The organism is Paenibacillus sp. LT-B23, assembly GCF_059417685.1.
In genome coordinates this window covers 102,486-124,478 of sequence record NZ_JBSQBM010000004.1, presented here as the reverse complement: position 1 = coordinate 124,478, position 21,993 = coordinate 102,486, and the positions used below count along the sequence as shown (strand labels likewise).

The 21,993-nt window shown below is 47.1% G+C and carries 17 protein-coding genes, 1 other RNA gene and 1 pseudogene; 4 read left to right on the top strand and 15 right to left on the bottom strand.

Annotated features, from left to right (window positions below):
* Positions 1–57 precede the first annotated feature (57 nt).
* Together ACWXW9_RS07385 and pdxR are read right to left on the bottom strand one after the other, a co-directional pair.
* A complete protein-coding gene (locus tag ACWXW9_RS07385; protein WP_494928878.1) occupies positions 58–300 on the bottom strand; it encodes a hypothetical protein in 243 nt (80 codons plus the stop codon).
* An 87-nt stretch (positions 301–387) separates the two neighbouring features.
* A pseudogene (pdxR, locus tag ACWXW9_RS07380) lies at positions 388–1,864 on the bottom strand (MocR-like pyridoxine biosynthesis transcription factor PdxR).
* Between the two features lie 573 nt (positions 1,865–2,437).
* Between pdxR and ACWXW9_RS07375 the strand changes: the two are divergent.
* The 4 genes from ACWXW9_RS07375 to ACWXW9_RS07360 all read left to right on the top strand — a co-directional run bounded on the left by ACWXW9_RS07375 (position 2,438) and on the right by ACWXW9_RS07360 (position 8,285).
* Complete coding sequence (locus tag ACWXW9_RS07375) at positions 2,438–2,848, top strand: MarR family winged helix-turn-helix transcriptional regulator (RefSeq protein WP_494928877.1); 411 nt, start codon at positions 2,438–2,440, stop codon at positions 2,846–2,848.
* 77 nt (positions 2,849–2,925) lie between these two features.
* Positions 2,926–4,689, top strand: coding sequence for an ABC transporter ATP-binding protein (locus ACWXW9_RS07370; RefSeq protein ID WP_494928876.1), 1,764 nt, complete (start codon positions 2,926–2,928; stop codon positions 4,687–4,689).
* Positions 4,682–6,532: an ABC transporter ATP-binding protein gene (locus ACWXW9_RS07365; protein WP_494928875.1), complete on the top strand. Its 1,851-nt coding sequence runs from the start codon at positions 4,682–4,684 to the stop codon at positions 6,530–6,532. The genes ACWXW9_RS07370 and ACWXW9_RS07365 overlap by 8 nt, the downstream gene beginning before the upstream one ends.
* 532 nt (positions 6,533–7,064) lie before the next feature.
* Positions 7,065–8,285 carry an aminotransferase-like domain-containing protein gene (locus ACWXW9_RS07360; RefSeq protein ID WP_494928874.1) on the top strand — a complete coding sequence of 407 codons (1,221 nt, stop codon included), beginning with the start codon at positions 7,065–7,067 and terminating at the stop codon, positions 8,283–8,285.
* Between the two features lie 447 nt (positions 8,286–8,732).
* Here the strand turns inward: ACWXW9_RS07360 and rnpB are convergent.
* The 13 genes from rnpB to era all read right to left on the bottom strand — a co-directional run bounded on the left by rnpB (position 8,733) and on the right by era (position 21,979).
* An RNA gene (gene rnpB / locus ACWXW9_RS07355) (RNase P RNA component class A) lies at positions 8,733–9,131 on the bottom strand.
* Between the two features lie 77 nt (positions 9,132–9,208).
* A complete protein-coding gene (locus ACWXW9_RS07350; protein WP_494928873.1) occupies positions 9,209–9,775 on the bottom strand; it encodes a flavin reductase family protein in 567 nt (188 codons plus the stop codon).
* A 64-nt stretch (positions 9,776–9,839) separates the two neighbouring features.
* On the bottom strand, positions 9,840–10,955 hold the full coding sequence (locus ACWXW9_RS07345; RefSeq protein WP_494928872.1) for a Nif3-like dinuclear metal center hexameric protein: 1,116 nt from the start codon (positions 10,953–10,955) through the stop codon (positions 9,840–9,842).
* A complete protein-coding gene (locus ACWXW9_RS07340) occupies positions 10,931–11,692 on the bottom strand; it encodes a tRNA (adenine(22)-N(1))-methyltransferase (protein ID WP_494928985.1) in 762 nt (253 codons plus the stop codon). The genes ACWXW9_RS07345 and ACWXW9_RS07340 overlap by 25 nt, the downstream gene beginning before the upstream one ends.
* Complete coding sequence (locus tag ACWXW9_RS07335) at positions 11,689–12,528, bottom strand: hypothetical protein (RefSeq protein ID WP_494928871.1); 840 nt, start codon at positions 12,526–12,528, stop codon at positions 11,689–11,691. Before ACWXW9_RS07335 ends, ACWXW9_RS07340 begins: the two co-directional genes overlap by 4 nt.
* Positions 12,529–12,614: 86 nt before the next feature.
* A complete protein-coding gene (rpoD, locus tag ACWXW9_RS07330) occupies positions 12,615–13,748 on the bottom strand; it encodes an RNA polymerase sigma factor RpoD (RefSeq protein ID WP_014282481.1) in 1,134 nt (377 codons plus the stop codon).
* A gap of 43 nt (positions 13,749–13,791) precedes the next feature.
* Entirely contained in the window at positions 13,792–15,666 is a 1,875-nt protein-coding gene (gene dnaG / locus ACWXW9_RS07325; protein ID WP_494928870.1) for a DNA primase, read from the bottom strand.
* Positions 15,659–16,141 carry a YaiI/YqxD family protein gene (locus tag ACWXW9_RS07320; RefSeq protein WP_149093292.1) on the bottom strand — a complete coding sequence of 161 codons (483 nt, stop codon included), beginning with the start codon at positions 16,139–16,141 and terminating at the stop codon, positions 15,659–15,661. Before ACWXW9_RS07320 ends, dnaG begins: the two co-directional genes overlap by 8 nt.
* Before the next feature lie 114 nt (positions 16,142–16,255).
* Positions 16,256–18,331 (bottom strand): glycine--tRNA ligase subunit beta, encoded by a 2,076-nt coding sequence (gene glyS, locus ACWXW9_RS07315; RefSeq protein ID WP_494928869.1) that lies wholly within the window; start codon positions 18,329–18,331, stop codon positions 16,256–16,258.
* Positions 18,324–19,211 (bottom strand): glycine--tRNA ligase subunit alpha, encoded by an 888-nt coding sequence (gene glyQ, locus ACWXW9_RS07310; protein ID WP_014282485.1) that lies wholly within the window; start codon positions 19,209–19,211, stop codon positions 18,324–18,326. The genes glyS and glyQ overlap by 8 nt, the downstream gene beginning before the upstream one ends.
* 404 nt (positions 19,212–19,615) lie before the next feature.
* A complete protein-coding gene (gene recO, locus ACWXW9_RS07305) occupies positions 19,616–20,368 on the bottom strand; it encodes a DNA repair protein RecO (protein WP_494928868.1) in 753 nt (250 codons plus the stop codon).
* Positions 20,369–20,410: 42 nt separating this feature from the next.
* Complete coding sequence (locus ACWXW9_RS07300) at positions 20,411–20,548, bottom strand: YqzL family protein (RefSeq protein WP_430041249.1); 138 nt, start codon at positions 20,546–20,548, stop codon at positions 20,411–20,413.
* A gap of 528 nt (positions 20,549–21,076) precedes the next feature.
* A complete protein-coding gene (era, locus tag ACWXW9_RS07295; protein ID WP_192511896.1) occupies positions 21,077–21,979 on the bottom strand; it encodes a GTPase Era in 903 nt (300 codons plus the stop codon).
* Positions 21,980–21,993: the final 14 nt, after the last annotated feature.

Sequence of the window (21,993 nt, the reverse complement as noted above, 5' to 3'; positions counted from 1 at the left end):
TCCGTTTGGGCAAAAAGAAGCCATGTACGCCCCATGGCTGCTTTTTTTTGTAAACTTTTAGCGCTTTGAGCTACTACGTACCTTACGCTTGCCATTACTGCTAGTATGACTGCGGGTATGACAGCAAGGTTCACCTGGGTCCTTTACAACCACTGGAAATACATGGTGGGGTACAGGTACAATGTGCGTTTGGTTGACAATCTCAATTGGATGAACCACAGGCACGACTTGTGGGAAAAATTGATGATTTACAAATTGCATCGGCGGGCACACGATAGGTTCGTAAGGGCAATGACTCATAATGTGCAACTCCTTTCGGTGAATTAGTACAGCATATTACAAAGGGGTTCCCTGTGATTGGATGATTAACCCCTATTGCAAATATCCTTACAAAATAGGCCTTCGTTCCATGATGACCGAGCGGTCAAGCAGTTCTCCCAGCAAGCGGCATAACTTGCGCAATCCTGCTTCGAGTGTGTCCTTGGCCGTGTATGAAAAGGAAATACGAATATGATTACTTTCCATACCACCTGCATAACATACCCCTCCTGGTAAAAAGGATATGCCTTCACGATCAGCTAATCGTCCCAGCTCTGTGATATCAACAGCAGGCGGGAGTTTTATCCATATATTAAGACCACCCTCAGGTGCTTGCCAGGTGACTTCTGCAGGGGCAAAGCGCTGGAGTGTGTGCAAAGCAGTGGTCAGACGGTCCTGCATTTGATCTCTTAACGAGACGAAATGGTTATCCAGCCGATGCCTGATGAAAGGTAACAATGCTTTTTGCGTCAACAAAGGGCTTCCCAGATCCGTAGTTGACTTGGCTGCCACAAGGCGGTCCAGCACACTTCCTGTAGCCACTACACAAGCGATACGACAGCCGGGAGCGACGGTTTTACTGAAGCTTTTAATATAAATCACATGTCCGGACAGATCATGCGCCTTAATGGGAAGCGGTGGCTTTGTTTTGTAGAACAGATCAGAAAACGGATCATCTTCGACGATCAGACAATGATAACTTTGCGCCAGATCCAGAAGTTGCATGCGTCTGACTGTCGTTAAGGTTATTCCAGTAGGATTATGAAAGGTAGGTATCGTATAGATCAGCTTGGGAGGATGAGTGTCACAGAGGCGTGTCAGGATATCCATGCGCATGCCCTGCTCATCCATCGGAATCATGACCACCTTGGCACCACGGCTGGTAAATACATCAATCGCACCCGTATATGTAGGAGCCTCCATAAAGACGATGTCACCGGGGCCAACGAACGTACGCGCCACAAGATCAATCCCCTGCTGGGCACCGCTTGTCACAAGTAGATGTTCCGCTGTAGTACGGATTCCACGTTCGCTCAGGTGAGTTGCAAATACTTCCCTCAGTTCTACATCCCCTTCGAAGGTGCCGTAAACAGCCATCGCATCGGGATCTTCGGAGGATAAACGTTGGGTATCATCAATGATTTCACGAGTGGGAAGAAGCTCTGGCTGAACTGCGGCAATATGAAAGGAATAGGGAACCTGTCGGCTATGGTTAAAGTTTCTCCATAACTGTGCACGCGGCAAGTAATCTATCAGCGACATTTGCCAAGATAAATCCAGCGCTTCCTCACGATGCGAAGGATACAGAAGGCTCGGCTACATAGCATCCCTTTCCCTGTGTACACACCACAAGATGTATGGATTCTAGCTCTGCATACGCCTTGCTTACAGTTACAGGGCTAACCGAAAGCAGACTGGACAAATGGCGGACAGAGGGAAGCTTTGTACCCTGAGGCAGCAGTCCGGACTGGATACGGTCCGCCAATGTTTTGGCAATCTGTAGATATAATTTGACACTGCTATTGCGGCTGAGTTCAATATGCATCGGAATCGTCCCTTCAGGATCTGACCATCGGCTTCCATTATAACATTCAATCACTTGGTAGACGACGCGAATCGGCCGAACGAGCTTCTTGTTTTCCCAGATTATCGATCCCAGATAAACGCATTTGCCGTCGCGTTCCTCGCAGCACATATCGTTTTGTTTGGCGATAGCTAGCCAGGTTTCGGGAGGCTCGCGACACTGGTTGCGCTTGATGATAAAATCCATCTTTGCATCCAGACAGACATTCAGATTTTCTGTCGCATCATTGCCGGCATATGGTGCTGGATGACGCAGAGCAGTTATTTTCAAAATAAGCATGATAACGTTCCTGTGATTTTATCTGTTTCCTATCCACAACACAACCGTAACCTGTCGTTTCGGAAGGCTGCGGTTTTTTGTATGGGCAAAATTGATGGAAGTACAAGTATGACATTTAAAGCTGTGTATTCAATGTATTCCCGTGAAGATGGTCTTGGATGCTTCTTGTATTCCATACTTTCCCGAATTGACTTTTTACCCGGGCGTCATTATTATCTTATAGTATGAGATAAAAGCTAGAAGGTGTTGTGACCATTGGATTATAAGACATTAGCGACAGAACTATTCGAGTATATTGTCAAAAAGCACAAACCGTCATTAGAGGAGCGAGGGCACTACTCACGTGGTGAAATGGGAATTCTCATCTGTCTGAATTTCAATAAGGGCGGGGTTACTTCGGGCCACTTGAGCGAATACTTGTCCGTCAGTACAGGACGGGTAGCAACGGCGCTGAAGAGCCTGGAGAAGAAAGGTCTGGTTGTACGCCGTACCGATGTCACCGACAAACGTAAGGTGATTGTATTTATTACGGATTCAGGCAAGCAATTTATGATTGATAAGTATAATGAAGGAATCGCATGGACCGAGAGCATTCTTCGCAAGCTGGACGAACAGGATGCCAAAGAATTTATCCGACTCATTAAGCTTATTGTCTCTAAAAGTTGAATTCCTAAGCAGGTCGCATGAAGGTGATCAAATTGAACCAAACACCTAAGATTTTCAGATAAAAGGAGTGCAACAGAATGCTAAAGATATTCAAATATCTCAAGAAAAATGAATGGATGCTCGTGCTTTGCAGCCTGGCTTTCATCGTTGTGCAGGTTTGGCTTGATCTGAAGCTGCCTGATTATATGGCGGAAATTACGACCAAGCTGCAAAGGGAAGGAACGCCTATGTCGGAACTGCTGATTCCCGGCAGTTACATGCTGTTGTGTGCAGTCGGCAGTATGATTGCATCTATTATTGTTGGCTATTTTGCGGCGAAGGTGGCGGCAGGGCTGGCCATGCGACTGCGTGCGATGGTTTTTGATAAGACCTTATCCTTTTCGATGGAAGAGATGAACAGCTTTTCGACGGCAAGCCTCATCACCCGCACCACGAACGATGTTACCCAGATTCAAACGATCGTTGCGTTGGGACTGCAGGTGATCGTCAAGGCACCGATTTTGGCCGTGTGGGCTATTGTGAAGATTGCAGATAAAAACTGGCAGTGGACCGCCTCTACAGGAGCGGCCGTGGCTGTTTTGATCCTGATGCTAAGTGTTATTGTTATTTTCGCTCTCCCCAGTTTCCAGCGAATCCAGCGTCTCACCGATAATCTGAACAGGGTAACACGTGAGCATTTGACTGGACTTCGGGTGGTGCGCGCTTATAATGCAGATCAGTATCAGGAGGAAAAGTTTGAGCAGGCCAACATCGAATTGACGAATACAAACCTGTTTGCGAACCGGTTAATGGCAATGATTGGCCCGGGTATGACCTTTATTATGTCGGGTCTGAGTGTCTCTATCTATTGCATCGGCGCTTACCTGATTAATGGGGCGGCCGTGCCGGACCGCATTGCGCTGTTCTCCAATATGGTCGTATTCTCCTCTTATGCGATGCAGGTGGTCATGGCCTTTATGATGGTTAGTATGATTTTCTTCCTGATGCCTCGCGCTTCGATTTCTGCCAAACGGATCATGGAGGTATTGAACACCCAATCCAGCATCATGAACGGGCATGAGGCGGCTGGAGAAAAAGACGTTATGGGACAGGTGGAATTTCGTAATGTCAGCTTCAAATATCCGGACGCCGAGGAGCCCGTGCTTCGCGATATTAGCTTTACGGCGAAACGGGGTGAGACAGTTGCCTTCATCGGCGCGACTGGCAGCGGTAAAACCAGCGTAATCAATCTGATTCCCCGTTTCTATGATGTGACCGAGGGAGAAGTGCTCGTGAATGGTGTCAATGTCAAAAACTATAACCAGCATGCACTTCATAACAAAATCGGGTATGTCCCTCAGAAAGCCGTGCTTTTCAGCGGTACAGTGGCATCCAACGTTTCGTACGGTGATAACGGAAGAGCAGAGGCTTCGGAGAAACTCATCCAGGCAGCCGTAGGGATTGCCCAAGGCACGGAATTTGTCGAAAAAATGGACGGTCAGTATCAGGGACGGATTTCACAAGGTGGAACGAACGTATCAGGCGGTCAAAAGCAGCGTCTGTCCATTGCTCGTGCCATCTACCGTCAGCCGGAGATTTATATCTTCGATGATTCCTTTTCAGCACTGGACTACAAAACAGACCGAATTCTGCGCTCGGCTCTCAAAAAAGAAACCGACCATGCTACCACACTCATTGTTGCTCAGCGCATAGGCACCATTAAGGACGCTGACCAAATTATCGTACTGGAACAGGGTGAGATTGTAGGGAGCGGCACACATGATGAGCTGATGGCGAACTGCAGCACCTATCAGGAGATCGCTTATTCGCAGCTTTCAAAGGAGGAACTCGTACATGGATAAGAATGAACACACCGAAGGCAACCAGAGCATGAAAATGAAACAACGAGGTCCCCTGCGTGGAGATCCTGCGGGCGACATGGATGCTGGTAAAAAAGCGAATCATTTTAAAAAGACCCTCAAACAGCTCTTATCCTATAGCAAGTCCTATATACCTATGATTATGCTCTCTATGGTGCTTGCTCTGGCAGGTTCCATCTTCAACGTAATTGGCCCGGATAAGCTCAGCGATATTGCCAATCTGATCCAGAAAGGAATCGTAACAGGGATTGATGTGGGTGCTGTCCAGAAGATTGTTCTTGTATTGGCGCTTTTGTATGGTCTTGGTCTTATTTTTAACTATTTCCAAGGCTTCATTACGGCAACCGTGTCACAGCGTCTTACAAAGAAAATGCGGACAGAGCTCTCCCAAAAAATCAATCATATGCCTTTGAAGTATTTTGACGCTACGAGCTACGGTAATGTGCTCAGCCGTGTGACCAACGATGTCGATACCATCGGGCAAACGTTAAACAACAGTCTCGGTACGCTTGTCAGCGCGCTGGCAACCTTCGTGGGCGCCTTGATTATGATGCTGTATACGAACTGGATCATGACCGTTACCGGGATTGTAGCTACGCTGATCGGTTTTTCCCTGATGACGGTGATTATGAAGCATTCACAGAAATATTTTGTAGCACAGCAAGCGGAACTTGGCCAGATCAACGGTCATATCGAAGAAACCTATGCTGGTCATAACGTAGTCAAGGTATATAACGGAGAAAAAGCAGCCAAGGAAGTATTCCATGGCATTAACAGCCGCTTATATACAAATGCATGGAAATCCCAGTTCATGTCTGGCCTGATGATGCCGGTCATGATGTTCATCGGGAATTTCGGTTATGTTGCGGTCTGTGTCGTGGGCGCTTTGCTGGTGAACCAACATGCTATAACGATCGGAACCATTGTGGCATTCATGGTGTATATTCGTCTGTTTACACAGCCCTTGTCACAGCTGGCACAGGCCGCAACCAATCTGCAATTGGCGGCTGCCGCCAGTGAACGTGTATTCGAATTTCTGGGTGAAGAAGAATTGGCAGATGAGAGCGACAAGACCAAGAAGCTGGACAACGCCAAAGGGGATGTCGAATTCAAACATGTCCGTTTCGGTTATAACGAAGACCGTATGATTATCAAAGACTTCTCCATGAAAGCTGAAGCCGGTCAGAAAATTGCCATTGTTGGTCCGACAGGCGCCGGTAAGACGACGCTCGTGAATTTGCTCATGCGGTTCTATGAGCTGAACGGCGGGGAAATCTATATTGACGGAACCCCGATCAGCCAATTAACACGTGCGAATATTCATGAATTATTCTGTATGGTGCTGCAGGATACCTGGCTGTTTGAAGGAACGATCCGTGAGAATATCGTCTTTTCCAAAGAGCATGTTACCGATGAACAGGTAGAAGCCGCATGTAGAGCGGTGGGGCTGCACAGCTTCCTTAAAACACTGCCGCAGGGCTATGACACGGTGCTGGACGACAAAGCCAATCTCTCTGCCGGTCAAAAGCAATTGATTACCATTGCAAGAGCCATGATTGAAGATGCACCCATGCTCATTCTGGATGAGGCCACAAGCTCGGTAGATACACGTACGGAATTGCTGATTCAACAAGCGATGGACCAGCTGACTGTAGGGAAAACCTCCTTTGTGATTGCCCACCGCCTCTCGACGATCAAGAACGCCGATCTGATTCTGGTCATGAAGGACGGTGACATTATCGAAACGGGTAACCATGAGGAATTGCTGACTAAAGGCGGCTTCTATGCCGATCTATACAACAGTCAGTTTGAACATGCATCCTAAAAAAATAACCAGTCCCTATTTGAAAAAAACATGATAGTATTCACTATTAGCATATCAGGGTAAAAGAGAGACGTGTCTGGATCGCTGCGAAGGGCGATCTAGACACGTTTTTGGTGTGCTCAAAAGCTGTCCGATGTTTGGCGAATCAGCTTGTTTATTATGTTTTTTCATAGCTGCTAGAATTTCCAAAGCCATATTATCGTCTAAGCGATAACGTGTTAGGTTTTGTAAGAAAGCTCCATGTAGAATTGTGAGTAACTTTGCTTTGCTGATTCTTATGCACATGTGGATAACCGGATCATTACCAGTGTAACCTTCTAGCGAGAAACCAAGCATTTCAAGCTTACGCTGAATAATAGCAAGATTTACGTGATAGTGATTTGTATGGTCGAATTTGTTCTTGGGATCAGGATTTTTTCGGCCTTCCATTAGACCAATCAACTGTTATATTCAGACGTTTACTGTTATACTTCATTATTGTTATAATACAACAAATTTCATAATACAGTATAGAACACAGGAGATGATTAGATTGGAATATAAATTTTCGGGTATGGCTCGTACTCAGAGCTCGTCCATCGTAAGGGACATTTTGAAGCTAACCCAGGGAACAAACGTGTTATCCCTGGCAGGTGGTCTTCCGGCCGATGCCTTTTTTCCCATCGAAGCCGTTGCTCAAGCCTATGAGCGGGTATTCCGTCTGGGCGGTACTACCGCGCTTCAATACGGTCTAACCGATGGATATATTCCTCTACGGGAACGCCTTACAACCATAATGGCATCCCAAGGCATCTCCGTCACCAGAGATAACATCATCATGACGACGGGCTCACAGCAGACTATCGATCTGGTTTCGCGTGTGCTGCTTGATCCGCAGAATACTGTATTGGTGGAGTCCCCTACCTATTTGGCAGCTCTTCAGGTGTTTAAGTCCTATGGCGCCAACATTGTAAGTGTAAATACAGACTCCAACGGTATGCAATTAGATGATCTTGAAGCCAAGCTCAAGGAATATCAGCCTAAATTCGTGTATGTCATCCCAACTTTCTCCAACCCATCGGGGAGTGTATGGAGCATGGAACGCAGAGTAGGCGTTGTTGAGCTATGCCGTAAATACGGAACTTTGATTTTTGAGGATGATCCTTACGGACGTCTCAAATTTGACGAAAACCTTAACTTCCCTACCCTTTTATCCATTGACCAGCAGCAAGGTGGAGACAGTCATGTCATGTACACCTCTACATTCTCCAAAACTGTTGCTCCTGGTGTTCGTTCTGGATGGCTGGTTGCTGATCAAGCGATTGTCAATAGAGTCTCGAAGGCCAAACAGTCTGCTGATCTGCACTCCAGCAGTATCGATCAACGTGCTTTAAATGAGCTCTTGGACTTTTTTGATTTGGATGGACATATTCGTACCGTATCCACCGAATATCACTCTCGTATGCTACGCCTCACAACGCTGATGAGAGAACGTCAATGGGAAGGCATTACGTGGAATGATGCACTTGGCGGCATGTTTATGTGGGTCACTTTACCCGAAGGCTTCCGTTCCGATCGCTTGCTGGAACTGGCCATTCAGGAAGGGGTCGCATTTGTGCCTGGACAAGTATTTTATGCTGATCTGAGTGGCAGCAATCATATGCGGGTTAACTTCACACATACCGATCCTTCACTGCTTCCTGAAGCGGTTAACCGTTTGGATCGGGCATTGAAGATGTATACAGAGGAAAGATTGGAAAAAAGCGTGCGCTGATGAAGGTTTTCAGGCACCCACGCGAGAACGCTTCGCAAATCATTTGATCTTGCGATCGCTGTTGCCCTCGGATTCCTATCATATAAGTTCCGACAAAGGTCGGAATCCGGGGGGCAGATTATGCTTCCGATGCGAGCTTTTCTATGGAAAGCTTTCAGGCGAACACTGCGCTTCTCCAGATTCAAATGCTCCGCTACGCTGACTACGTTCCTCATCCCTGGACGTTTTTACGGTAGAGGGAATGGGCAGATAAAAAAACAGAATGAAATAGACCTAAACATACACGTACGCTTCGTAAAATACGGTATATAAAAAAAGGTCAAGCCTGATTCCCAAAGGAATATGGCTTGACCTTTTTTATAATTCATTAAATACATTTGGATTCCAAGTTTTCCATGCAAACAATCATTTAAAAGGTTAGCATCATGCATTTTAAGGTGTTGCAGTGTGGAAAGTTTTCCGTAAGCCGGGTTCTGTGCTATTCGTGGTTCAGACGGGAACTACCCTCCCACTACAAGCGACAATCATCTATCTAGGCCGAATATTGCTATCCGGCTCCAGCGACCAACCTAGACACGCCTCGGGCTAAGGCCGCTTCGCGAAGAAGCTGTGTCCCATTAGGTCTTGCTCCAGATGGGGTTTACCAGGAACGAAGTCACCAGCGTTCCTCGGGGTCTCTTACACCTCGGTTCCATCCTTGCCTGTGCCGCAAGCGGCCATCGGCGGTCCATTTCTGTGGCACTATCCTTCAACTCGCGCTGACTGGACGTTATCCAGCATCCTGCCCTATGGAGCCCGGACTTTCCTCTCGCGGTTCACACCGCCAGCGATTGTCTGTTAAACTTTCCGAACAACATTACATAGTATACAGGGAACGCACGCTCGACACAACCCTAAAAATATTGTAAATTAGAAAGCTTCCTTTATTTGTTCAAATAAAACGGGTGTACCCTCTTTTGTAACGTATCATCTGCCACAAAATAAGTAGAACGACCCACGTATAACGGAATATCAAGCTTACTAAAATCAGGTATGCCTTCATCCAGAAACAGTTCATCATCCCGGTAAGTTTGCTGTATCTCACCGACGATCCAATCATGATCTCCATAGGTATGAATATCCACCACTTTACACTCATAAGCAAGATAAGCATCCAGCAATACAGGGACATCCACAGAAGTTCCATCCTCATATGCAATGCCGAAATGCTGAAACTTATCTATATCTTTACCGCTAAAGGTACCTACAGCCTGAATCCATTCCGATCTGTTGGCAGGCAAGAATTGAACGCCGAAGCCTCCACTTTTTTCAATCAGACCATGCGAATATGTTTCCTTCCGCAACGAGATGCCATACATGCCCGGTGATGATCCGATATATGTATGCCAGCCAGAGGACATTATATTCTGTACACCGTCATGGCGGGAAGTAACAACAGCCACCATCCCTGGATAGGCATGGATCGCAGGATCAGCAATTAAAGTTCGCATACAACCTCTCCTCTATGAACTAAAAGTTATAAAACACTTTCATCTTCTCATAGAAGTTAAGCTTTTACAAAAATTGAAAAGGCTCGGTATTCACCTCAGATACATGTACTTCCGTAGAGTATCGGCCTTCTTCCAGCCGTTTGCGCATCCATTCTGCGGTTTTAGGCTTCATAATTTTCTCTGCGTTATGACCAGGGTCAATGATGGCAATGCCAGCCATAAGGGCATCCTGAGCCGTGTGATAGTCGATATCACCCGTTACTAATACGTCAGCCCCTTTAAAAATCGACTTGTTCACATAGCGGCTGCCAGAGCCTCCGAGTACGGCTGCTTTTTTGATTGTACGGTCCAGGTCGCCCACAACACGTACATGCTCAACGTTGAAGCCTTCTTTCACATCATTAACAAACTCGCGTAACGTGCGGGCTTCCTTGAGCTTCCCCACCCGTCCTAAGCCAAATGTGCGGCCCTGCAAATCCATATGGTACAGGTCATAGGCCACCTCTTCATAAGGATGAGCTTTGAGCATCGCCTGGACAACTTTATTGCGCACACCCTGTGGTACAACGGTCTCTATGCGTACCTCTTCGCTGCGTTCCATTTTGCCTGGCTCACCCAAAAACGGCTGTGTGCCTTCACCCGGCACGAAAGTTCCATAGCCATCAATGTTAAAGCTGCAATGGCTGTAATTGCCGATATGTCCAGCTCCCGCACCCAACACAGCGTCCAACACCCATTGATGATGTGTTTTCGGTACGAAAACGACGAGCTTGAACAATTGCTCCGTGTGGACATCCTCCAGCGTACCTTCACTTTGAATGCCCAAGGCTTCCGCCATCCAGTCATTCATACCGTCCTCTGCCGTATCCAGATTCGTGTGGCTGATGTAGACGGCAATATCGTTCTTGATCAGCTTTTCATACAATCTGCCTGCGGGCTGATCCGTATTCAATGCTTTGAGTGGACGGAATATGATAGCATGGTGGGCAATAATCAGGTCGGCCTTTACACGGATCGCCTCTTCCACAACCTCATCATTGACATCAAGAGCTACCAGTATGTTTTTGATCTCTTTTTGCAGACTGCCAAGCTGAAGCCCGATTCTGTCGTCCGGAACTGCCAAATATTTTGGAGCCAACTGTTCTATATAGCTAATTACCGTTTGTCCTTTGGCAAACATGCAAGTACCTCCTTTAGCTGTTCAATTTGCTTACGTAATTGCTCCTGCTTTTGCTGCGCCGATTCTTGCTCTGACCGCGCCAACTGTGCAAGCACGTTCTTGAGCTTATGAATTTCCAGCTTCCATTTACGGAAAAATACTTCATTAGGTTCTCTTACCAGTAACGGTCCAAGCTGTTCCAGCCACTCCTGCGTCAATACTAGCGAGCTGCCGGAAAGAGCTAACGGTCGGTATAGCTCGTCCTGCTTCACAGGGCTATCCGACAGGGGTACAGCCGTCAAAACTTCATATATTTTTCCGTCTTCTTCCATAATATGCTCGCCTGTCAATACCCATTGATACTCGATCAGCCATCGGCGCAAAATATCCTCGCCTACGTTTGGTTGTAAAACAAGCCGCTTCACTGAATCCAATTTGTCTTTCCCCTGCTCCAAAATGGAAGCAATTAAGGCACCGCCCATACCTGCTATCGTAATAACATCAACCTCATCGGCTGTAATTACGGCCAAGCCGTCGCCTTTTCTAACGGTTATGCGATCAGTAAGGCCTGCTTCAGCGACCTGCTTTTGAGCCGCACGCAACGGCCCATCATTGACTTCGCCTGCCACAGCTTGGGTTACCAGACCGCTACGTACCGCGGCCACAGGGAGCAGCCCGTGGTCAGAGCCAATATCCGCTAATCTACTCCCGGCAGGAATTTGTTCCATAATATATTGTAATCGTTGAGAAAGCTTCATGACGTCACCCACGTAATCCATTTTTTTCGAGTCCAAAATAAAATCCCTACAACAATAGCCAACTTCAATAAGCCGTGCAATACAACATCACCCGATGCTTGATGACGCAGCACGATCATGTCTGCTTCAGGCATGAAAACCAATGTCATTCCGATAGCAAAATAGACCGAAGCCAGACGTGAAAAGCGGCGATGTACCCACCAGCTTAACCATACCAGCAATGCTGCATGCAAAACCCAAAATCCCTCCAGCATCACGTGAGAAGCCGCAGGCCAGTAACGCCCTATAAGAACTGCATATACCAAAAGCAGTGCAATAAAGCCACAGTAGTGAAGCAAGGTGATACGCAAGGTTAAGCCCACAAGGCACCATACCAGCCCGCACAGACCGACAAGAACCAAAAACCAAAACTTGGGTTCACCCTGGTGAAGCTGAATAATCCATACCCCTGAACCCAGCATAATCACACTGCCCAAGATACTCAGCATAGCACTCATGCTCTTTTCTGAAGAACGCCAAACTGCAGCTACTCCATAGCAGATCCCGGTTACTGCACATGCCGAGAATATTTGCATTGCCAACGGAAAAGCGGTAAAATAAAAACCGATCAAACAAATGCAGGAAATAATGACAAAACCAAGAAGCCAGGCGATTCCATGCCCGTTTCTAAGATATGTAAGCAGCCCGGTGCTACTGTGGCTTTGGCTCTTTGACGGATTTTCGTCCTCTCGATAGAGATTAGACAAAAAATCGCAATATTGCTCAGGGAGCAGCCGACTTCGCCGCCAATGCTCAATTTCATGTAACAGTATTGCCCGTTTTTTCTCTTGGTCCAAGCTTTTCCCCTCCACCAAGGCTGCCATGGGATAAAAAAAGACCCTCTGCGCGCTCCAAGCCGCAGAAGGTCCGCAATGTTACGCTTCTATTCGAGGAAATCCTTCAGTCGCTTACTGCGGCTTGGATGGCGCAGCTTGCGCAGCGCTTTAGCCTCAATCTGACGAATACGTTCGCGTGTAACACCGAACACTTTACCCACTTCCTCAAGGGTTCTGGTTCTACCGTCGTCCAAACCAAAACGGAGACGCAAGACGTTCTCTTCCCGTTCGGTCAACGTATCCAGTACATCCTCAAGCTGTTCCTTCAGAAGTTCATATGCAGCCGCATCCGCAGGCGCCAGCGCTTCCTGATCCTCAATGAAATCCCCCAAATGTGAATCATCTTCTTCACCAATTGGCGTTTCCAATGAAACCGGTTCTTGGGCAATTTTCATAATTTCCCGAACTTTCTCCACACTCAGCTCCATCTCTGCAGCCACTTCTTCCGGCGTAGGTTCACGCCCCAGCTCTTGCAACAGTTGACGCGATACGCGAATCAACTTGTTGATCGTTTCCACCATATGCACGGGAATACGAATCGTTCTAGCCTGATCGGCTATGGCACGCGTAATGGCCTGACGAATCCACCAGGTCGCATACGTACTGAATTTAAACCCTTTTTCGTAATCAAATTTTTCTACTGCCTTAATCAGACCCATGTTACCTTCCTGAATCAGATCCAGGAAAAGCATTCCACGGCCAACATAACGCTTGGCAATACTTACAACCAGACGCAAATTCGCCTCTGCGAGTCGACGTTTGGCTTCTTCATCACCGTTGTTGATCCGTTTCGCCAGTTCCACCTCATCATCAGCGGAAAGAAGCGGTACACGGCCGATTTCCTTCAGGTACATCCGGACCGGATCATTGATTTTAATACCGGGAGGCAGGCTCAGATCGTCATCGTAGTTAAAGTCATCCCCGTCGTTATTTTCCGGGTCGTCGTTTTGACGCAATCTGGTAACTTCTTCGTCGTTGTCATTTACTACCTCAATCCCCAAGTCACCCAGTTGCTCATAAAACTCATCCATTTGCTCGGGGTCCTGATCAAACGACGATAGTTTTTCCATGATATCTTTGTAGTTCAGAGAGGAACTTTTTTTACCCAACTCAATCAATTGATCTTTAACCTGATCCAGTGTCAGTTCCGTCTCCAGTTCAGTATGCTGATCATTCGCCATCTTTCGACTCCCTCCTCCCTAGAAACATCCGACCTCTGTGTGTTCATTGTCTCTCTAGGGCTATAATCTCACTTGCAATTTGTGCTGCACGCAAAAAGTCACCTAAGCGCTCAGCGGCTCTCATTTCTTCCCTCTTCAAATCCAGTTGCTCCTGCAATGGAAATTTGCGCACTTGATGAATATAATCGTCCAAAATGTGCGGTGCCCATACGCCTGGAGCATCCATCATCATGATCGAGCTAACGTTTTTCTCCAGCCGATCATCTTGCAAAGATGAAATAAAGCGGCTTGTATCCGGTAACTTTCCTTGTGCGTAATAGGCGTATAGATAAGCAGCAATTGCTGCATGATCCTCAATATTAAAGGCGTCCCCCAGATGCTGTTCTACATACTGTGCAGCTTCTAGATCCTGCATCATCCAGTGAAGCAATCTGCGTTCCGCCACATGATAAGCCGGCAGCAGATTTGGTGTAACGACCTGCCCTTTTTTATGCCTACCATTATTCCACCGATTTTCGTTATTATCCCCAAAGTCCTGTTTTTTTTGCAGGGATTGACGGAGTAAATTGCATTCTTGCTTTAAGGTTTCAAAATCCACCTTGACTTCGGCTGATACTTCGCGCAAATACACTTCCCGCTCGGTCGGGGATGACAGAGGTGCAATGACATTTAATGCTTCGCGGGAATATGCGATTCTTCCTTCTTCCTCTTGCAGTATATGGTTTTTTTTCAGATATATAAGCTTAAATTTCACCGTTGAAACGGCACTTTCGATAATTTGGCGCTGAAACCTTTCCCCGCCGTATTGCCGGATAAAATCATCCGGGTCCATACCGTCGCTGACCAGCGCTACCTTAACGTGAAGTCCCGCATTTTCCAGCAACGGAAAATTTTTGAGCGCAGCAGCTTGTCCTGCCCGGTCACCATCATAGCAAATAATGACCTCGTCGCACAGTCCCTTTAACATCGTGGCATGATGCTCCGTCAAAGCTGTGCCCATAGCAGCCACCCCGTTCTGTACACCTGCTTCCCAAGCCGAGATCACATCACCGTATCCTTCAAAAAGAACACTCTGGCGAAGCTTGCGAATCGAATTCTTGGCATGGTGGAGATTGTACAGGGTCCGGCTCTTGTTGAACAGCTTGGTTTCCGGTGAATTCAAATACTTGGGCTGTCCTTCACCCAGAATACGGCCCGCAAAGGCAATTACTTTGCCATTTCGATTCCAAATGGGAAACATAATGCGATCCCTGAACCGATCCACATACCCATCCCCCTCATGTCGGGGAGAAATAAGCCCGCCCTTTTCCATCTCAACAGGATCGAAAGAACGCTTCTCCAGAAACTGGACAATGGTATCCCATCGGTTAGGTGCATAGCCTATTTGAAATTGATCAATGATCTTGTCAGTAAATCCCCGTGACCGTAAATACTCCATAGCCGGTTTGCCATGCTCCGTATTTTTAAGGAGAAAATGGTACATCTTAGATGTTAGCTCGTACGCTTGCAGCAACCTGTCCAACTCAGGATGCTGATGCGTTGACTCACGTCCCTGCCATTCGCCGAGAGGGATATGACTTTCTTCCGCCATTGTTCTGACAGCTTCGGGAAAGGATAGTCCTTCGATTTCCATCATAAATTTGATGGCATTGCCTCCCGCGCCGCAGCCGTAGCAGTAAAAAATCTGACGATCCGGTGTCACGGTGAATGAAGGGGTTTTTTCGGAATGAAAAGGACAGAGACCTTTCATATACTTCCCCTGCTTGGTCAAATGCACGTACTTGCTTACCGTATCTACGATATCATGATGCTGTAAAACCGACTCAATGATATCGTCCGGTATGTTGCCTTGTCCAGCACTCATGTTAACCACCTTCATCTCTTTAGCACGTAAATATAATTCGATACCGTTATTCATTCTCCTGCAAGCAGAGTAAAAGTTTTGTCAGTTTATGTTGAAAAACTTCACGATCCTCTGATGTAAACGGTTTAGGACCTTTTCCATAACGTCCTTTTTTCCTTTCCTTGGCAGAAGTGTGACGGCGGTCGAGCATAAAATCAATCGAATCGTTTCGATACATCGCTCCGCGAAATGACATAACCTCACAGCCTTTAGCCAGAGCAAGTGCTGCAAGACCGTAATCGTTGGTGGTTACAATGTCTCCCCGACGGATATGATTAGCAATATAGAGATCAGCGCTTTGGTCGCTACGGTCCACTTTTACGATGGTCACGCCTCCGCTGCCCTGAATAAGATGATCATACGAAGATACCATAATAACCTGAACTTGAAAACGGGAAGCTGTATCCGCAATTTCGCTTTTGACAGGACAAGCGTCTCCGTCGACAACGATCCGCACATCCGATAAACCCCCGGATATTCCCACAAGCATCCCCCATCTCCATCAGGATTCGAGTAAAATACGGAACGGCTGCAAGATAGCTCTTACACCGTTCCGTATATTTATACCCATTTTTTCAAGTTGTTCATACTATTAAAGCTACGATTAGCCCACGAGTTTGGAAAAATCAGCAAAACGCTTCAGCTCTGTATCAATGGCGGCCAGCAATGCCAGACGATTATTACGAATCGCATCATCCTCAGCCATAACCATTACGGAATCAAAGAACGCCGTGATCGCAGGAGTAATGGACGAGGCAAGTTCTAAAGCTCGCGTGGCATCGCCTTCCTGCAATGCTGTAAGATAAGATTCATAAACGCCGTACCATGCTTCATAAAGCGCTTTTTCACCCTGTTCCGTAAATTCACCCGTATTAACTGACGCATGAACAGCTTTTGCAGCCAAATTGCCTACACGGTTAAACGACTCTACCGTTGCTTTAAAGGCATCTCCCGTTTGTACCGCACTCATCAGAGCAGCTCCGCGATTAACGACAGAAGCAACATCATCAAATCCGGCGGCAAGCACAGCGTCTACGACGTCATAACGAAGCGTCTCGGACAACAGCTTTTTCACCCGCAAACCGAAGAATTCATGTAACTCTTTACGAATTTCATCGGCAGAACGTTTCATATTTCCAAGGTTGTCGTGTACGTCAAGCGCAATATTGAACACATCAGACAAAGTTGCTGAAAGATTACGGTCCAATAAAATTTGCACAATACCTGCGGCCTGGCGACGAAGCGCATAAGGGTCCTGTGAACCTGTCGGAATAATACCGATGGAGAAGCAGCCGGTAATCGTGTCAATTTTATCAGCGATGCTGACTATAGCTCCTGCGTTCGTGAAAGGAACCGTTTCTCCGGCAAAACGCGGTTGATAATGCTCAAACACCGCTCTCGCCACTTCTTCCTTTTCTCCAGCCTTACGGGCATAGTCTTCACCCATAACCCCTTGCAGCTCCGGAAACTCATACACCATTTGCGTTACCAGGTCGAATTTACAAATATCCGCCGCGCGGCTAACCGACTCCTGTGTATCCGGGGAAACCCGCAGCTTCTCAGCTAAAGCATCGGCAATGCGGCGGATCCGCCGTACCTTGTCTCCAACCGTACCCAATTCCTCGTGGAAAACGATACTTTCCAGCTTGGAGAGCGCATCCTTGATTTCCAGTCTTTGATCTTCCTCATAAAAGAATTTGGCATCAGATAGCCGTGCGCGCAATACTTTTTCGTTCCCTTTGGCGATCACATCCAGTGATTGACTTCCTCCGTTACGTACCGTAACAAAGTATGGCAACAGCTCTCCCGCACGATCCAGAACCGGGAAATAGCGTTGATGCTCACGCATGGAAGTAATCAGCACATCCTTGGGAATGTTCAGGAACGAAGGATCAAAACCTCCGAACAGCACCGTCGGCGTTTCAACCAGATACAGCACTTCCTCCAGCAGATCATCCTTAACCGCGATCGTCCAGTCTTTTTCGGCAGCCAACGCTTCAATCTGCTTCACAATGATGGACTGACGTTCCGCAATATCTACGATAACATGCTGTTTGCGAAGTAACTCAACATAGTCAGCCGGGCTTTCTACAACAGTATCCTGTCCGAGAAAACGATGTCCTCTTGTGACATTTCCAGATTGAACCCCGGCAATTTCCAGGTTAACAATATCGTTGCCAAACAAGGCGATCAACCAACGGATTGGACGAACAAACTTAAAGTCATAGCTGGCCCAACGCATGAATTTAGGAAAGGTCATAGCATGTAAAATATGCAACAGGCCTTCGGACAGCACTTCCGCTGTCGGTACGCCTATACTGCTCTTGGTTGCGTAAATATACTCTACGCCTCCAAGCTCCTTGAATGTAAATTGCTCGGGATCAACACCTTGGCTACGGGCAAAGCCGAGAGCAGCCTTGCTCCAGTTGCCGGCTTCGTCAAGTGCGATTTTGCGGGAAGGACCCTTCACTTCTTCGTTAATATCCTCCTGCTTTTCGGCTACTTCCTTAACCAGCACTGCCAGACGACGAGGAGTAGCATAAGCTTCTACATCACCATGAGCAATACGTGAGCTGTCCAGCCATGCCGTCATACGCTCCTTTAACTGCTGAATCGCAGCAGGAATAAAACGGGCGGGCACTTCTTCCAAACCGATTTCAAACAGCAAATCCTTAGACATGTGCCGCACCTCCTTTCTTCAACAACGGGAAGCCCAGCTTCTCGCGTTCCTCCAGATAAGTTGCAGCCACCTGACGGGCCAAATTCCGTACACGCATAATAAATCCGGTTCGTTCCGTTACACTGATTGCACCACGGGCATCCAACAAGTTGAACGCATGAGAGCATTTCAATACATAATCGTAGGCTGGAAATACAAGATGCTGCGCCATGGCTTTATTCGCTTCTTCTTCATACATATTAAACAGGGTGAAAAGCATTTTAACATCAGATACTTCAAACGTATATTTAGAATGCTCAAATTCAGGCTGGTGGAAAACATCACCATACGTGATGCCATTAACCCACTCGAGATCGAATACGTTCTCCTTGTCCTGAATGTAGGACGCAAGACGCTCCATACCATACGTAATTTCAACCGCAACCGGACTGGCATCGATACCGCCCACTTGCTGAAAATACGTGAATTGGGTAATTTCCATACCGTCCAGCCATACTTCCCAACCTAATCCCCATGCTCCCAGCGTTGGCGCTTCCCAGTTGTCTTCAACGAAGCGAATATCATGTTCCAGAGGATTAATACCAAGGCGGCTCAAGCTCTCCAGATACAATTCCTGAATGTTATCAGGCGATGGCTTCAAAACAACCTGAAACTGGTGATGCTGATACAGACGATTCGGATTCTCCCCATAACGACCATCTGCGGGACGACGGGATGGCTCAACATAAGCTACGTTCCACGGCTCAGGTCCAATCGAACGTAAATACGTCATTGGGTTCATTGTGCCTGCCCCTTTTTCCGTGTCATACGGCTGTACAATAATACAGTTGTGCTCGGCCCAAAATTGTTGCAGTGTCAAAATCATCTGCTGAAAATTCATGGTACACCCTTCCCTTCCAAATTACCTTAAATGGTGGTGATCCTTCCTCATAAAGCTTCTATGTACAGGGCTGCCAACTTCCAACAAGCCTCGCCAGAGACAGCAAAAAGCCCCCGCCTCTACGCCTGTACAGACGTAGGGACGAGAGCTGACTCCCGCGGTTCCACCCTACTTGATTGCAGTCCTCCATCACCAGCCAGACCGTAATCCTCTTTTCCGTGTCCAATCAGATGCTCCCGAGTGCCTTATTCACGAAGATTTCCCGCCAGGCTCACACCGTCCCCGACTCGCTTACTCTAGAGAATAAACTCCGCTACTTTCTCGTTCAATGCCTCTGCTCCCGAAGGAGATATATAGTAGGATATTACACGTTTTCAGCAACACAGTCAAGGGAGCAAGTGGTTTCACATATCATACTTGTCGAGCTGATCCAGAAAATTACGGGATTTCAGCTTGACCTCCAGCTGCATGTCCATGAACTGGCGCATGACATGTTTGATTTCCAGCTTGGTTGAGTCCTTCACGTCAATGTTGCCGAGTCGGTTTAGATCCATTCTTGCGAACAAACGTAACAGCTTCAACGTACGCGGTGTGACACTCAATGCAGCAGGATCAAAATGCTTGTAACTTCGACACAAGACCCCGCCCAGCCTCGGACTGATAAACATATCTTCATCAGCACACTGCTGTCCGCTGGAAATACAGGCATCAAGCTGGGGAGCATATCCGGCCGCCTGTAATATTTTAAATTCATAAATGCTCATGACGATCACCGGATCTTTTCCGCTCTCCAGTGCTTCCAGACATGCTTTAAGCTGCTTGAACCAAAAGGTGCCCGTTTCTTCATCATGTAGTACCCGGTCAAGCAACTCACAGGCATATGAGGCGTAAGCAGCCTTGGTAATATCCTCGCGCAGTGTATGGTGGGATTGGATTATTTCACCGGCATTCAACGTGCCTAAGCCGGTATTTCGAAAAAACACAAATTCACCATACGTAAACGGCTGCACTAAAGCGGCATGACGGCTTTTGGGCTTCTTGGCTCCTCTGACCAGCACGCCTGCCTTACCGCCGCTTTCGGTGCAAAGCGTAATAATTTTGTTCCCCTCACCGTAATCCATGCTGCGGATGACGATTCCTTCCATCCTGTAAAGCATGCCTCTTCCCCCAAACATTCGCGAAGAAGCCAGTGGCTTGCACTATTCACGGGCTTCTTCATGCTCGTCCGACTCTCCTTCATCCGTGTCTTGTTCCCATGTCACGGCGCTCTCCCTGTATAACAGATACGCACCGACATCCCCAGTCATCGCAAAATACTTCCACGAAAAATCTCGCAATCGTATTCATCCTTTCTTCGGAAATGACGTTTGCATCTCAAAATTAGGATGATGCGAAGAGAGGTGAAGTATGCGATGAAATAAATGGATTGCGTTAAAAAAGAGTGCTACTGTAGGCGGTGCTGAGACGCTCCGCGAATGATTTGATCTTTCGATCGCTGTTACCCCTGAATTTATTTATATCTGAAACATGAGAAGGTTTAAATTCAGGGGTAAAGGCGAACGCTGACGCTTCTTCAGATTCAAATCCTTCGCTCCGCTGGAGCGTGCATACAGTTACACAACCTTTTTTAAAGCATTCCTTTTTTCAGTGCTGGGAGGTAGGAAGTTGTAGTACCAAGAGTTAAGCGCTGCAAAGACGGCGCTTTGAATTACCAAAGACACTTTACTCCTGCCTGTGGTAGTGAATGGGTAGTCGGGACGGATTTTTTTATGGTGTTTAAAAGACCAAACATATTAGTTTCAACTTATTTTAAACTTCAACTTTAAGATCCCTTAGGGAACTAAAGTGTGAATATAACATGTTTTTTAAGCGTCGCGGTGGAAGCCGAGGTCACGCAGTACACGATCCTGGTTACGCCAGTCTTTTTTGACCTTTACCCACAGCTCCAGGAAAATTTTGGATCCCAGCAGGTTTTGGATATCTATGCGTGCCTGTTTGCCCACTTCCTTGAGCATGGCCCCCTGCTTACCGATAATGATACCCTTCTGAGAATCCCGTTCCACAAAAATGACTGCCATAATATGCACTACACCATTATCCTGCACTTTCATGTCTTCAATCATAACTGCAATAGAATGTGGTACTTCCTCACGCGTCATATGCAAAATCTTTTCCCGTACCAGCTCGGCAATAACGAACTGCTCCGGATGGTCGGTAATTTGGTCATCCGGGTAATATTGTGGACCTTCAGGCAAGTATTTCTGTACCTGCTCCAGCAGACGGTTCACATTGTTGCCCATTTTAGCCGAGATCGGCACGATTTCCGCAAAGTCGTACAGCTTGCGGTATTGCTCAATCAGGGGCAGCAGCGCTTCCGGCTCAATACGGTCAATTTTATTCAAAACCAGAATAACTGGCGTTTTTACCTGTTTTAGCTGTTCGGCAATAAAACGGTCGCCTCCACCTAATCCTTCAGAGGCATCAATAAGAAAAAGTACAGCCTCAACTTCGCCCAACGTATTAAAGGCTGTCTGATTCATGTAGTCGCCCAGTTTAGACTGGCGCTTATGAATGCCCGGTGTGTCCAAAAATACAATTTGCGTGTCCTCTGTAGTGAATACCCCATGTATTTTGTTACGTGTGGTTTGGGGCTTGTCTGACATGATGGCGATTTTCTGGCCGATGACATGGTTCATCAGAGTTGATTTTCCTACATTGGGTCTGCCGACAATCGCAACAAAGCCTGATTTAAAGTGTTTCTTAGCCATTTCGTTTCCTCCAG

Excerpts from the sequence above, each read along its gene's own strand:
- ACWXW9_RS07385 (WP_494928878.1), bottom strand. The coding sequence starts at position 300 with ATGAGTCATTGCCCTTACGAACCTATCGTGTGCCCGCCGATGCAATTT.
- ACWXW9_RS07370 (WP_494928876.1), top strand. The coding sequence starts at position 2,926 with ATGCTAAAGATATTCAAATATCTCAAGAAAAATGAATGGATGCTCGTG.
- ACWXW9_RS07365 (WP_494928875.1), top strand. The coding sequence starts at position 4,682 with ATGGATAAGAATGAACACACCGAAGGCAACCAGAGCATGAAAATGAAA.
- ACWXW9_RS07350 (WP_494928873.1), bottom strand. The coding sequence starts at position 9,775 with ATGCGAACTTTAATTGCTGATCCTGCGATCCATGCCTATCCAGGGATG.
- ACWXW9_RS07345 (WP_494928872.1), bottom strand. The coding sequence starts at position 10,955 with ATGTTTGCCAAAGGACAAACGGTAATTAGCTATATAGAACAGTTGGCT.
- ACWXW9_RS07340 (WP_494928985.1), bottom strand. The coding sequence starts at position 11,692 with ATGAAGCTTTCTCAACGATTACAATATATTATGGAACAAATTCCTGCC.
- rpoD (WP_014282481.1), bottom strand. The coding sequence starts at position 13,748 with ATGGCGAATGATCAGCATACTGAACTGGAGACGGAACTGACACTGGAT.
- dnaG (WP_494928870.1), bottom strand. The coding sequence starts at position 15,666 with ATGAATAACGGTATCGAATTATATTTACGTGCTAAAGAGATGAAGGTG.
- ACWXW9_RS07320 (WP_149093292.1), bottom strand. The coding sequence starts at position 16,141 with ATGCTTGTGGGAATATCCGGGGGTTTATCGGATGTGCGGATCGTTGTC.
- glyS (WP_494928869.1), bottom strand. The coding sequence starts at position 18,331 with ATGTCTAAGGATTTGCTGTTTGAAATCGGTTTGGAAGAAGTGCCCGCC.
- glyQ (WP_014282485.1), bottom strand. The coding sequence starts at position 19,211 with ATGAATTTTCAGCAGATGATTTTGACACTGCAACAATTTTGGGCCGAG.
- recO (WP_494928868.1), bottom strand. The coding sequence starts at position 20,368 with ATGCTTTACAGGATGGAAGGAATCGTCATCCGCAGCATGGATTACGGT.
- era (WP_192511896.1), bottom strand. The coding sequence starts at position 21,979 with ATGGCTAAGAAACACTTTAAATCAGGCTTTGTTGCGATTGTCGGCAGA.